At 45.5% G+C, this 12,930-nt stretch carries 13 protein-coding genes and 1 other annotated feature (1 of these 14 cut by a window edge); of the genes, 6 read left to right on the top strand and 7 right to left on the bottom strand.

From position 1 onward, the window contains the following. The first annotated feature begins 111 nt into the window (after positions 1 to 111). A complete protein-coding gene (sspI, locus tag ACH33_RS03595) occupies positions 112 to 327 on the top strand; it encodes a small acid-soluble spore protein SspI (protein ID WP_057897784.1) in 216 nt (71 codons plus the stop codon). A 131-nt stretch (positions 328 to 458) separates the two neighbouring features. Here the strand turns inward: sspI and ACH33_RS03590 are convergent, their stop codons facing one another. Further along, complete coding sequence (locus tag ACH33_RS03590; RefSeq protein ID WP_408863254.1) at positions 459 to 1,538, bottom strand: M42 family metallopeptidase; 1,080 nt, start codon at positions 1,536 to 1,538, stop codon at positions 459 to 461. Between the two features lie 108 nt (positions 1,539 to 1,646). On the opposite strand from ACH33_RS03590, the gene ACH33_RS03585 reads away from it, so the two are divergent. The 4 genes from ACH33_RS03585 (at position 1,647) to ACH33_RS03570 (ending at position 4,053) form a co-directional block, all read left to right on the top strand. Continuing rightward, positions 1,647 to 2,024 carry a DUF2512 family protein gene (locus tag ACH33_RS03585; RefSeq protein WP_057897782.1) on the top strand — a complete coding sequence of 126 codons (378 nt, stop codon included), beginning with the start codon at positions 1,647 to 1,649 and terminating at the stop codon, positions 2,022 to 2,024. Positions 2,025 to 2,185: 161 nt separating this feature from the next. Next, positions 2,186 to 2,392, top strand: a complete 207-nt coding sequence (locus tag ACH33_RS03580; protein ID WP_057897781.1) for a DUF378 domain-containing protein — start codon at positions 2,186 to 2,188, stop codon at positions 2,390 to 2,392. Positions 2,393 to 2,558: 166 nt separating this feature from the next. Next, a complete protein-coding gene (locus tag ACH33_RS03575; RefSeq protein ID WP_322787672.1) occupies positions 2,559 to 3,161 on the top strand; it encodes an RNA polymerase sigma factor in 603 nt (200 codons plus the stop codon). Continuing rightward, complete coding sequence (locus tag ACH33_RS03570) at positions 3,118 to 4,053, top strand: DUF4367 domain-containing protein (RefSeq protein ID WP_057897779.1); 936 nt, start codon at positions 3,118 to 3,120, stop codon at positions 4,051 to 4,053. Before ACH33_RS03575 ends, ACH33_RS03570 begins: the two co-directional genes overlap by 44 nt. A gap of 269 nt (positions 4,054 to 4,322) precedes the next feature. On the opposite strand, the gene ACH33_RS03565 is transcribed toward ACH33_RS03570, so the two are convergent. Continuing rightward, positions 4,323 to 6,092 (bottom strand): B12-binding domain-containing radical SAM protein, encoded by a 1,770-nt coding sequence (locus tag ACH33_RS03565; protein WP_057897778.1) that lies wholly within the window; start codon positions 6,090 to 6,092, stop codon positions 4,323 to 4,325. A 122-nt stretch (positions 6,093 to 6,214) separates the two neighbouring features. On the opposite strand from ACH33_RS03565, the gene ACH33_RS03560 reads away from it, so the two are divergent. Further along, positions 6,215 to 6,589 carry a hypothetical protein gene (locus tag ACH33_RS03560; RefSeq protein ID WP_057897777.1) on the top strand — a complete coding sequence of 125 codons (375 nt, stop codon included), beginning with the start codon at positions 6,215 to 6,217 and terminating at the stop codon, positions 6,587 to 6,589. 166 nt (positions 6,590 to 6,755) lie between these two features. Here the strand turns inward: ACH33_RS03560 and leuB are convergent, their stop codons facing one another. The 5 genes from leuB to ilvB all read right to left on the bottom strand — a co-directional run bounded on the left by leuB (position 6,756) and on the right by ilvB (position 12,712). After that, complete coding sequence (leuB, locus tag ACH33_RS03555) at positions 6,756 to 7,850, bottom strand: 3-isopropylmalate dehydrogenase (RefSeq protein WP_057897776.1); 1,095 nt, start codon at positions 7,848 to 7,850, stop codon at positions 6,756 to 6,758. Positions 7,851 to 7,868: 18 nt separating this feature from the next. Continuing rightward, the gene (locus ACH33_RS03550) at positions 7,869 to 9,401 is read right to left on the bottom strand and encodes a 2-isopropylmalate synthase (RefSeq protein WP_057897775.1); all 1,533 of its coding nucleotides are present in this window, start codon (positions 9,399 to 9,401) and stop codon (positions 7,869 to 7,871) included. Positions 9,402 to 9,434: 33 nt separating this feature from the next. Then, positions 9,435 to 10,424 (bottom strand): ketol-acid reductoisomerase, encoded by a 990-nt coding sequence (ilvC, locus tag ACH33_RS03545; RefSeq protein WP_057897774.1) that lies wholly within the window; start codon positions 10,422 to 10,424, stop codon positions 9,435 to 9,437. A 61-nt stretch (positions 10,425 to 10,485) separates the two neighbouring features. Further along, a complete protein-coding gene (gene ilvN, locus ACH33_RS03540; RefSeq protein WP_057897773.1) occupies positions 10,486 to 10,983 on the bottom strand; it encodes an acetolactate synthase small subunit in 498 nt (165 codons plus the stop codon). 1 nt (position 10,984) lies between these two features. Then, positions 10,985 to 12,712: a biosynthetic-type acetolactate synthase large subunit gene (ilvB, locus tag ACH33_RS03535; protein ID WP_408863348.1), complete on the bottom strand. Its 1,728-nt coding sequence runs from the start codon at positions 12,710 to 12,712 to the stop codon at positions 10,985 to 10,987. Between the two features lie 171 nt (positions 12,713 to 12,883). Beyond that, positions 12,884 to 12,930 (bottom strand) — a binding site (T-box leader); it runs 205 nt beyond the window's last position.

Below are 12,930 nucleotides of genomic sequence, written 5' to 3'. Positions count from 1 at the left end.
TCCTTTATTATAACATTCTCCTTCTATTGTTTTCGAGAGGGATGAAAATAAAACATTCCGGTGAAACTACAAAACGAATCTATTTTTATCTCGGTAGGGAGTGTGAATAACATGAATATTTCCGACCTTGATTTGCGTGCAGCGATTATGCATAATATGCATGGTTCTTCTAAGGAGGACGTGCGGCACACGATCGTGGACGCTATCAGCAGCCGTGAGGAAAAGACGCTGCCGGGATTGGGCGTTCTTTTTGAACTGGTATGGCAGCAAGCGAACGAGCAAGAAAAAGAAAAAATGATTGAAGCGATTTACCAACAGGTGCAATGAGAAAAAAGGGGTGTCCCAAGTGATGGGGCACCCTTTCGCGTTAACACATATACGCATAGAAAAGCAATAAGCAATCTATATATTGTATTCTGTTTGGGATTAATCCCCCTTTTGAAACCGCCTCGTTTTGCTTAATATTCCTGACGTTTAATTTTTTCAACAGTGTCTTGATCAAGTTTTTTGATGACTTCAACAATAAGTTTGACCGCATTATCGATATCATCGCGGTGCAGGATAGCAGCATGGCTGTGAATGTAGCGGGTAGCAATACCAATCACGACCGAAGGTACGCCTCTGCCGTTCAAATGCATGCGACCGGCATCTGTGCCACCGCGTGCCATGGCATCATATTGAAACGGGATATTGTGCTCTTCCGCTGTCTCTACAACCAGCTTGCGCAGGCTCGGGTGTCCGATCATAGAGGCATCGTATAGCAAAATCTGTGGCCCTTCACCAATTTTGGACATCGCTTCAGATTCTTTTACTCCTGGCGTATCTCCCGCAATGCCAACATCAACCGCAAACGCGATATCCGGATTTACTGCATAAACGGATGTTTGAGCGCCGCGTAAACCGACTTCTTCTTGAACTGTTCCCACGCCATATACTGTGTTCGGATGATCAACTCCTTGTAGCTGCTGTAGCGTCTGAATCGCCATAGCGATACCAACGCGGTTATCCCATGCTTTTGCCATCATTAACTTCGGATTTTTCATAACGGTGAACGGACAAATCGGAACGACCGTATCACCTGGACGGACGCCGAATTCTTCGGCTTCTTCTTTGCTGGAAGCGCCAATATCAATGAACATATCCTTGATTTCCACTGGTTTTTTGCGCGCTTCCGGCGGCAAAATATGGGGTGGAATCGAGCCAATAACACCTTCAATTATGCCGTTGCGCGTTTGCACAGCAACCCGCTGAGCCAGCATCACCTGTTCCCACCAGCCCCCGAGCGGTTGAAACTTCAGAAATCCTTTGTCCGTTATCATCGTAACCATAAAGCCGACTTCATCCAGGTGTCCGGCTACCATAATCTTTGGCCCCTTGTTTCCTTTACGCGCCAATAAACTTCCCAAGTTATCCGTTGTTACTTCATCCGCATACGTCTCTATATATTTGCGCATCACTTCGCGCACCGCGCGCTCATGACCCGGCACACCCGGTGTTTCAGTCAATTCTTTATACATCGCTAACATTTTGTCTTCCATAATCATTCCTCCATTCCTTCGTTTGCGCATACAATCCAAGCTTTCCCTTTCTTCATCCATATTATCGCACAATTTCAACACATACTAAAAGATAAAGGAGGAATGAAATTGGCAAAACGTGTGTTTTTTAACTTTTTGTATAAAGTTGTGTTATTTCCGGGCGTTCTTTATCTCTTGTCTGTCACTTTTCCTTCTCAGTTAATGTTCGAAAACATCAATCACTGGCTGGACGTTAGCCTGCTGCTGCTTGTCATTGGGCTGATAGCGGATGAAGTTGTGCTCGGCATATACGGTATCTACAAAGCAACACTGCAAGGTACTTTAGCGATAGCAGTTATCGTCTATCTATCCGGTTGGCTATTCCCGCAGAGCAAAATTACGCTACTCGGAGGCGTTATAGCTGGAATTTCCCTCGGAACGGTAGAGCTTATTATGCATAGGTATATCCGCGTCAACCAGAAAAAACATAAACGCAAAAACTCCTAACATCCAGCCTTCTTCTTTCGACAGAACACACAAAAATTTTTCTGCAAAAGAACGAATAATTTAACAAAATTCTGATAGTTATTTAATATACAGAGTTCTCATCTTTCAATTCCTACGCAGAAACGTTCACTGCCAAAAATCAAACGGAAAGAGGGATTGGTATGAACACTCTGTTAAAAATTGCTCTTGTTCTGGTGATTATTGGCGCGCTTAACTGGGGACTCGTAGGCTTTTTTCAATTCGACTTGATAGCTGCAATCTTCGGCGGACAGGGTACAATCATTTCCCGTATCATTTACTCCCTGATAGGACTAAGCGGACTATATACCATTACACTCTTGTTTACGTCTGAAAAAGCGAGGATGTAGATAAACCGCATTGAAATTTCCCCCGTATTTCAAAGGGGCTGTACCAAAAGTCATGAAAAATGACTAATTGGGACAGCCCCTTTGTTGCATTGCTGACGTACTAGTAATTATTTTGTTTCTACTGTCACATTTTAGCATATGTGATTCGTTATATAGGGTGAAGGGGGTGAGCGGTTTGGATGACAATACTCTACGTCAGATTATCGCTGACATATTGGAGGGGAATACCGAAAAGTTCGAGAAAATCATGCAATTATACCAAAAACCGATTTTTCTTTATTGTTATCATATGCTAGGCAATTATGCTGAAGCCGAGGACAGCGGACAAGAAGTATTTTTGAATGCATTTCGCTCTTTGAATAAGTACAACCCGGCTATACCGTTCGGCACTTGGTTGTATAAAATTGCCTATAATCAATGTATTGATGTGATTCGTAAGCGAAAACTTGCAAAATATCTCCCCTTTTTTTATCAGGATGAGAAGGAGAATAAACATGTAGATTTACAGATTGAAGCCAATTATTTTGATGAATACATACAACAGGCGATGTCAAAATTATCGGCAGAAGAGCGGAACTTGTTAATTTTACGTTGTGTTGAGGATAAAAGTTATGAAGAAATTAGCCTTATTCTTAATCAAAACAACGCTACTCTTCGAAAAAAATACGAGCGTTCAGCTGCAAAATTCCGTAAGCACTATGCTCAAGTGAAGGGAGTGAAACCGTATGACATTGGACAAGGATCAGGATTTAAGAGAACTTTTTCATGACCTACAGCTTCCCGATGTTGACTTGACTGGAAAAGTGATGGAGAAGTTGTATGCTGAGCAGAAAAAAAAGGAGCGATTTTTTGTGAAATATAAAGTGAGTGTAATGGTAGTGGCAGGAATGCTTTTGACGGTATCTTCAGCTTTTGCTTTTAGCTATCAGACATTGACCAACAAGCAAGGTAAAGTTGTTTTTGAGGAGAAAACACTGGAAGAGGCAAACTATACCTCGCCTTCATTGGATGAACAACTCCGCGCGCTAAAAGCTAGAGATTTTGCGAACAAGGTGTTAAAAGCGGGGACAGCCGGTGTCTTTTATGTCGTCTCGAACATTCCAGATATGAAAACGTACACCTTAGACAAACCTCTAACCTTTACCGACGTGTCCGCACTCCGCACCAAAATGAAAGGGCAATCGGTCAAAATTTTTGACAGTTTGCCAGGAAAGCACAACTTCGAACATGCAACGGTCTTCTTTACCCCAATTACTGACGTGAATCCTCCTACCCCGAAAGAACAGACGGCTATAGCAGAAAAGCTGCGGAAACAGGCAGAGGAATCGAAACAAGAATATGCGATGCTGCCTGTGGAGATGTCGAAAGATCATTGGCGGATCCTTAGCACATATAAAAAAGGCGGGAGTGCTATACAAGTTGCAATGTCCAGAACAAGTGGAAAAGAGACTTTTCTCGTTCATAAAGAGTGGGGCTCAAAGCGGGAAAAATTTGTTGTAAAGGGAGTAGAAATGATATATACAGACTTCGGTACAGGACACAATATCCAATGGATTTATGACGTTCCAAACAGTACGCATACGATTCGATACCATATCGAAACAGGAAAACAAATAAACAAAAAAGACTTGATTAAAATCGCCGAATCGTATCTGGATTAATCGATTGATGCATACGAAAAGGACCGCTCTGCTATGAACTTAAAAAAGTTAGCTACCTGTCTCTGGAAGTCAGGTGGAACGAAGCGTAAGTTTCCTATTTTTTCTTTGTTTTTTCATCAAAAAGTACAAAAACTCCCTTAGCAGTGTAATTTGCAAGGGAGTTTGTCTTCAGTCTGAGACCTGCCGCTCTTTTTGGCAGGTCTTTTTTACGGTCGTTTCCATGTGGAAAAAGGCGGGCGGCAACGCCCGCGAGATTTTCATACTGTCATTTATTTAACAGATCCCATGTTTACTTCTCGCATCGGAACATAGTAAGTGTCGGGGCGCTCGCGCTCTTCCGGATTATAATAAACGATTAGCAACGTTTCCTCTTCTTTGATTTCACCTGTTTGCAAATATGTGTTCATATTGAACGGTAAAATCTCCAGCATCGTATGTTTATGAAGCAATTTCTCGTCAAGCCCGCGCACCACAAACGCTTCTCCGGCAAGTTCTGGACGCTGGGCGAGCAACTTCATCAAGCGGGAATGTTCCGATTTCCCGACTTCGTATTTCCACCATGTTTTACGTGGTTTATACTTATAATTCATAAAGAAATCGTACTTCATCAAACCTTCGATTATCGGCAGTTTTTCTGTGCCGCGCTCACGCAAAAACATGTGCAAACGAGTGAATAAATCCTCAAGCTGATGCCCAATACGCGCCCAACCTTTTGATTCCCAAAAATTACCGAATTCTTGAAAGAAATCAAACGGCGAAGCAAACTCCCGTTCAATAAGATACAGTAACGTGCGATCCATGCGGTGCGCGTTCCAATATTTTTCTAATACATCTTCTACCCGTTTAATCCGGACAATGTCGGAAAACGGCAGAATACGGTTCTCCAAAATTTCATAAGGCGCATGATCCATATACTTGTATTCATACTTATCCGCATTTAACCGCATTCCCGTGCCGCGCAACATCTTCAAAAACCCAAGCTGCAATTCTTCCGGACGCAACGCAAACACATCATTGAACGTTTTACGGAATGACAGGTAATCTTCTTCCGGCAAACCTGCAATTAAATCAAGGTGCTGAGCAATTTTGCCACTTTCTCGAATCTTGGTCACGGTACGCGCTAACTTGGTGAAATTTTGCCGACGTTTTACAATTTCATTCGTTACGTCATTAGTCGATTGAACACCGATTTCAAAGCGAAAGATACCGGGCGGCGCCTGTTCGGCCAAATAATCGAGCACTTCCGGGCGCATGATATCGGCGGTGATTTCAAACTGGAATACACAGCCGCCATGATTTTCAATTAAAAACTGAAAAATTTCCATCGCGTAGTCACGCTTGATGTTAAACGTCCGGTCAACAAATTTAATCAGCTTTGCGCCGTTTTTAATTAAATGCAGCAAATCTCGTTTTGTCCGCTCAATATCAAAATAGCGCACACCTACTTCAATGCTTGACAGGCAAAATTGGCAAGAAAACGGACATCCCCGGCTTGTTTCAAAATACGTGACACGGTTTTTAAGATTCGGAATGTCTTCTTCAAAATAAAACGGAGACGGAATCCGATTCAAATCGAGCTTTGGACGCGGCGGGTTGATAATAACTTCCTGACCTTTGCGGTATGCAAGCCCATATACGAAATGGTATTTTTGCTCTCCCTGAATTTCTGAAAGCAGGTGGTGGAACGTTTCTTCCCCCTCGCCAACAACAATAAAATCAACTTTCTGTAAGCGATTCATCCAATAGTCGACATCATACGATACTTCCGGTCCGCCAAGCACAATTTTTACATCTGGCATGATCTTTCTCAGCATAGAAATAACTTTAATCGTCTCTTCGATGTTCCAGATATAACAGGAAAAGCCAATTACATCCGGCTGGCGCTGGAATAAATCAGACACGATGTTCATTGCCGGGTCTTTGATCGTATATTCAACGAGCTCCACTTTAAAGTCGTTCTGACAAAATGCCTTCAAATAGCGAAGTGCCAACGAGGTATGGATATATTTCGCGTTCAATGTTGTTATAAGCACATTCATGAATAAGCTCCCTCATCATTCATAAATTTCTGTGTGATAGTATAGCATTTTTTTGCATCCTTTTTCTAATCAATCCGTATAAAAAAGTGAATGGATACTTTTGCAAGAAGAGAGGGACTTGCATGTTACGATTATTGTTGCTGCTAGCCATTATTGCGTTCATTGTCTGGTGGTTTCAATATATATTCAATCCAAAACGCAAACTGGAAAGTGCGCTGGAAAAAAAGCGGACATTTTTTCTGGATGACAGGAACAACGTACGCCGTAACTTCTTGTTAACATATAAAGGAGTTTTATTTGAAGGGGAAAAATATTTAGGAAATACGGAAGATAAGTTTACGGTAACAAAGATTTCTATCTGGTCCAGGCAGCCGGAGCGGCTGCACGGTTTGACGCGGAACGATTTTTTCGAGATCGCAGAGATTATCGCCGAAAGCTATCCGGATGCCGAAATCGAGTGGAAAACACCCATTAAAGAGTTTTTACATGATGAATAAACTTGCTTATTTTTGGCGTGTTGATTAATCAGTTTTAGGAAGACTATAATCACCATAAGGAGGACTTAACAAAAATGATCATTTTTGATCAAACATGGCTTATAAAGATAGCTGCAAAAAAGCGAGAGTATTAGCTGTAACGCTAACCTCTCGCTTTTTTATGCCTCTAAGCCTGCACGTATACTTCGTGCATAGCGGCGATAATTTTATCAGCCATTTCTTTCGTGCTGACGGCTTCTTCTTTACTCTTAGCGATATCGGCCGTGCGCACGCCGGAATTCAGCACCTTGTGCACGGCTTTCTCAACTGCATTCGCCGCCCGCTCCATACCAAACGAATATTTAAGCATCATTGCCGCAGAGAGAATCGTGGCAGTCGGGTTTGCTATTCCTTTTCCGGCGATATCAGGCGCCGAACCGTGCACCGGTTCATACAAGCCGAAGTTACCGTCCGCCAACGAAGCGGATGGCAGCATGCCGATAGAGCCTGTCAGCATGGACGCTTCATCGCTCAAAATATCACCGAACATATTTTCCGTCACAATCGTATCAAACTGCTTCGGCCAGCGGAGCAGTTCCATCGCGCAGGAATCGACGAGCTGATGGCGCAACTCAACATCCGGATAATCGTGCGCAACCCGATCCACCACTTTGCGCCACAGACGGGAAGATTCCAGTACATTCGCTTTATCTACAGACGTAAGCTTTTTACCCCGCAAGCGCGCCACTTCAAACGCACGGCGCACAATCCGTTCGATTTCATATTCGTGGTAGATCAATTCATCGGATGCTACTTCTCCATTCTCCGTTTTATAGCGCTTCTTCTCACCGAAATAGAGTCCGCCGGTCAATTCACGAATCACCATCAAATCAACGCCCCTGACCACTTCTTCTTTCAATGCCGACACTTCCACCATGCAGTCGAGCATGAAAGCCGGACGCAGATTCGCGTACAGGCCAAGCGCCTTGCGAATACCGAGCAGGCCTGTTTCCGGCCGGAGATGCGCCGGGTTGTTATCCCATTTTGGACCGCCTACCGCGCCAAGCAATACAGCGTCAGAACGGCGCGCTTTCTCCAGCGTCTCCTCCGGCAACGGCGTGCCATCTTCATCAATAGCACAACCGCCCAAGCGTGCGTATTCAAACGTAAACGTAACATCTTCCAGCTTTTCTACAGCTTTTAACACATGTATCGCTTGCTCGATAACTTCCGGCCCGATCCCATCGCCAGGCAACACAGTAATAGTAAACGTTTGGCTCATGCTTCGTTCCTTCCTCTCTTACATTACGACTTCCACGGCGTCACCGCGGCGTACAATCAATTTATTCAACGCGCGTAGATACGCTTTGGCGCTCGCTTCCAGCACATCTGTGCTTACACCGCGTCCCTGTACTGTGCAATCCCCCTGGGAAAGGCGTACGTACACTTCGCCAAGCGCATCTTTTCCTTGAGTAATGGATAAAATCTTGTAGTCTTCTAATACTACTTCTTCATTCGTTACGCGATCAATCGCCTTATAAATGGAATCGACGGAGCCGTTGCCGCACGCAGCTTCTTCAAGTACCCGCCCATCTGCGGTACGTACGCGCACACTAGCGGTCGGAACGGAATGGTTGCCGTACGAAAGTTGAATGTTTTCAAGAATATATGTTTCTGGAATATTGGTAATTTTTGCATCTACCAGCGCGATGATATCTTCATCACTGATATCTTTCTTTCGATCGCACAATTCTTTAAAGCGGAAAAATGCGTCATCCAGCTCTTTTTGCGTTAAATGATAACCCAGTTCCTGCAATTTATCTTTGAAAGCATGGCGGCCAGACAGCTTACCAAGCACAAGACGGTTGGATTTGACACCGACACGTTCCGGACGGATAATTTCATAAGTCGTTACTTCTTTCAATACACCGTCCTGGTGAATGCCAGACTCATGCGCAAACGCGTTGGCCCCCACTACCGCTTTGTTGCCCGGTACAATCATACCGGTTAAGCGGCTGACCAGTTTACTTGTGCGCGCGATTTCTTCCAGTTTCAAATTTGTGATCGCCTGATAGAAATCTTTGCGCGTATCAAGCGCCAGCGCCACCTCTTCCAACGCAACGTTCCCCGCGCGTTCACCGATCCCGTTAATCGTGCCTTCCACCTGGGTGGCTCCGGCCTGGATGGCAGCCAGTGTATTGGCAACCGCCATGCCAAGATCGTCATGGCAGTGACAGCTTAACTTCACGTTCTCAATACCGTGTACATTGTTTAATATCTGGGTAAAGATATTGGCATATTCCGCAGGCATCGTGTATCCTACCGTGTCCGGAAGATTGATAATTGTTGCACCTGCATCCACGACCGCCTGCACCACTTCAATCAGGAATGGAATCTCGGTACGAGAAGCGTCTTCGCAGGAAAACTCAACCATATCAAAATATTTCTTTCCATACTTTACCGCTGCCACCGCACGCTCAACAATCTGTTCCTTCGTCATGTTCAATTTATACTTGCGATGAATCGGAGACGTAGCAATAAATGTATGCAAGCATGCGGATTCGGCATCACGCAATGCCTCCCACGCTTTGTCAATATCTTTCTCCGACGCGCGGGACAAGCTAACAATCGTCGAGTTCTTCACCCGTTTGGCAATTTCACGAATAGCCTGTAAATCTCCTGGGGAGGCAGCGGCAAACCCTGCCTCAATCCGGCTTACCCCCAGGCGCTCCAGTTGCAAAGCAATTTCCAGTTTTTCTGCGGCGCTTAAGTTGACCCCTGGGGACTGTTCACCGTCCCGCAGGGTGGTATCAAAAACTTCGATTGTACGCATGCCCTATGGCCACCTCCACAATTTTTATTGAGCTTATTTCTTAATCCAAGCCATCATTTCGCGCAGCTGTTTGCCAACCTGCTCGATTTGATGCTCTTTCTCAATGCGGCGACGTGCGCTGAATGCGGCGCGGCCAGACTGGTTCTCCAGAATCCAGTTTTTCGCAAACGTACCGTTTTGAATTTCTTTCAATACTTTCTTCATTTCTTTCTTCGTTTCTTCCGTAATAATGCGCTGACCTACGCTGTAATCGCCGAACTCAGCTGTATCGCTGATTGAGTAGCGCATGTATTCCAGACCACCCTCGTACATAAGGTCAACGATAAGTTTGAGTTCATGCAAACACTCGAAGTATGCGATTTCCGGGGCATATCCTGCTTCCACGAGCGTTTCAAATCCCGCTTTTACAAGTTCGGCTGTACCTCCACAAAGCACCGCTTGCTCGCCGAACAGGTCTGTTTCTGTCTCTTCACGGAATGTTGTCTCTATAACCCCGGCACGCGTGCAGCCGATACCGCTCGCATACGCAAGACCAAGCTCTTTCGCTTTACCTGTACCGTCTTGATATACTGCCAGAAGTCCCGGAACGCCGAATCCTTCCATGTATACCCGGCGAACCATGTGGCCCGGGCTCTTCGGAGCTACCATTACTACATCCACACCGGCTGGAGCGACGATTTGCTGGAAGTGGATATTAAAGCCATGCGAGAAAAAGAGTGCGGCACCTTCTTTCAAATTTGGCTCAATTTGCTCTTTATATACTTTTGCCTGCATTTCGTCCGGCAGAAGAATCATAATCAAATCGGCGCGGGAAGCCGCTTCATCAACAGTGTAAACCTCAAAGCCATCGTTCTCCGCTTGTTCCCAAGAACGGCCTTTGCGAAGACCGATCATAACTTTCATGCCGCTGTCGCGCAGGTTTTGCGCTTGCGCGTGTCCCTGGCTTCCATATCCGATAATGGCAATCGTTTTGCCTTTCAAAATTTCTTGATTTGCGTCTTTTTCATAATACATCTTAATCATCGAATCTTCCTCCCAAATTATGTGTAATATTTTTATATATAAATAGATTGATAGCGATCCATTATGCTTTTGCCAAGATAGCTCCGCGGCTAATCGCAGTAATTCCGGTGCGGGACAACTCTTTAATTCCGTACGGTGTTAACAGATCAATTAACGCATCAACCTTTTCAGAACTACCCGTTACCTCAATCACAAGGGACGATACCCCCACATCGACAATATTTGCGCGAAACGGCTCAATAATACCATTAATCTCAGAACGCGTGGCCGCTGTCGTCCCCACTTTAATCAGCGCAAGCTCGCGAGCTACCATAGGGCCACTACTCAGATGCTGCACTTTTAAGACGTCAATTAATTTATGAAATTGCTTCATAATCTGTTCGATTGTTTTTTCATCACCGCGCGTTACGATAATCATGCGTGACAGGCCCGGTTCTTCCGATTGGCCAACCGTAATGCTGTCGATATTGAAGCCGCGCTGACCCATTAAACTGGCTACCCGGGTCAAAACCCCCGGCTGGTCGTTTACGAGAATTGAGATCGTATGTTTCTGTTCCATGTTACTCTTCATCTCCCAGCACCATTTGATCAAGTGTGTTTCCGGCTGCTACCATCGGATAGACGTTTTCTTCCGGCTCTACCACAAATTCCACAAGAACAGGCCCTTTTGTATTCATGGCTTCCTGCCACACCCGCTCCGCTTCTTCTTCCGTTGACGCTCGCAAGCCTTTAATGCCGTACGCGTCAGCCAACTTCACAAAATCAACGCTCGTGCTCAAATCAATCTGGCTGTAACGATGCTCATAGAACAGCTCCTGCCATTGACGTACCATGCCAAGGCATTTGTTATTGATGATGACAATTTTGATCGGCAAATTATGGTTTGCAACAACCGCCAGTTCTTGCTGGTTCATCTGAAAGCCACCGTCGCCGCTTACCGAAATAACCGTCTTATTCGGATGGGCGAACTGCGCACCGATGGCCGCCGGGAATCCGAATCCCATCGTGCCAAGTCCTCCAGAAGAGATAATCGAGCGCTGGCCGCTGAACTTGAAAAACTGAGCCACCCACATCTGATGCTGCCCAACGTCAGTCGTTACAATCGCGTCGCCGCCTGTGGATTCGTACATAATTTCGATGGCTCGTTGCGGTTTCAACATCCCTGTCGGACTTGGTTTATACGAGTACGGATGTTGCGCGTTCCAAGCATGAATCTGTTCCACCCAGGCATCGCTGTCGGCCCGCTCTACCTTCGGAAGAGCAGCAAGCAACACATTTTTCACGTCACCAACAATCGGGATATACGTTTCAACGTTTTTGCCGATTTCCGCCGGGTCAATGTCCACGTGAACAATTTTGGCATTAGGTGCGAATTCCTTCGTCCGTCCCATCGTAATCCGATCATCGAAACGCGCGCCTAGGTTAATCAATAAATCCGTGTTAAGCAATGCCATATTGGAAGCGTAAGAACCGTGCATCCCCGGCATGCCCGGACAGAGACGGTGCGTTCCTGGGAAGCCGGCCAGCCCCATAAAAGTTGGAATAACCGGAATATTAGCTTTTTCTGCGAATTCTAATAATTCTTTTTCCGCCCCAGCGGCAATGATACCTCCGCCAGCCAGAATCACCGGTTTTTTCGCTTCAGAAATGGCATGGAGCATGCGCTCGATCTGTAAACTGTTCGGTTTAACAGTAGGATTATAGGTGCGAAGCTTTACCGTTTCCGGATAATAGAACGGAGCCTTCGCATTGCTTACATCTTTTGGAATATCAATGAGTACAGGGCCCGGACGTCCAGTAGTCGCGATATGGAACGCTTCTTTCACAATGCGCGGCAAGTCTTTGACATCTCGAACAAAGTAGTTATGCTTCGTAATCGGAAGTGTAATGCCCGTGATGTTCGCCTCCTGAAACGCGTCTGTGCCGATAAGATGCTGGGCAACGTTTCCCGTAATGCAAACGAGCGGTACCGAGTCCATATACGCGGTGGCGATTCCCGTTACCAGATTGGTAGCTCCCGGACCGGAAGTAGCGATGACGACACCCGGCTTTCCGGTTGCACGCGCATAGCCATCAGCCGCGTGAATAGCTCCCTGCTCATGGCGCGTCAAAATATGTTTCAGGTGACTCGAATAGAGCGAATCGTAAATCGGAAGGACAGCGCCGCCCGGGTATCCAAAAACATACTTCACACCTTCCAACAGAAGACAGCGCAGTAACATATCGGAACCCGTCATTACTTCTCCCATTTCGATAGGCGGCAACGAAGCTTTTTGATTCTCAATCATCGCCGTATCTGTGCTCATGATAGTTCCTCCTTTAAGACTTTCTCTCTCCATTGTTAAAATAATCTAAAAATTTATGCTGGACAGAGTACAACTTTATGCCTCCGCCCGTCATACCAGAAAAAAGAGTAAAAAAGAAAACCCTTTCACCCCCCTGACTCTCCTTGAGCGTCAGTCTGGGGCGAAAGAGTTTCGCGGTACCACCCAAAATTCATTGCCGC

The sequence above is a fragment of the Aneurinibacillus sp. XH2 genome, assembly GCF_001439585.2.
Taxonomy (GTDB): domain Bacteria; phylum Bacillota; class Bacilli; order Aneurinibacillales; family Aneurinibacillaceae; genus Aneurinibacillus; species Aneurinibacillus thermoaerophilus.
The sequence above is the reverse complement of the archived record's forward strand: the minus strand, read 5'-3'. Positions and strand labels throughout refer to the sequence as shown.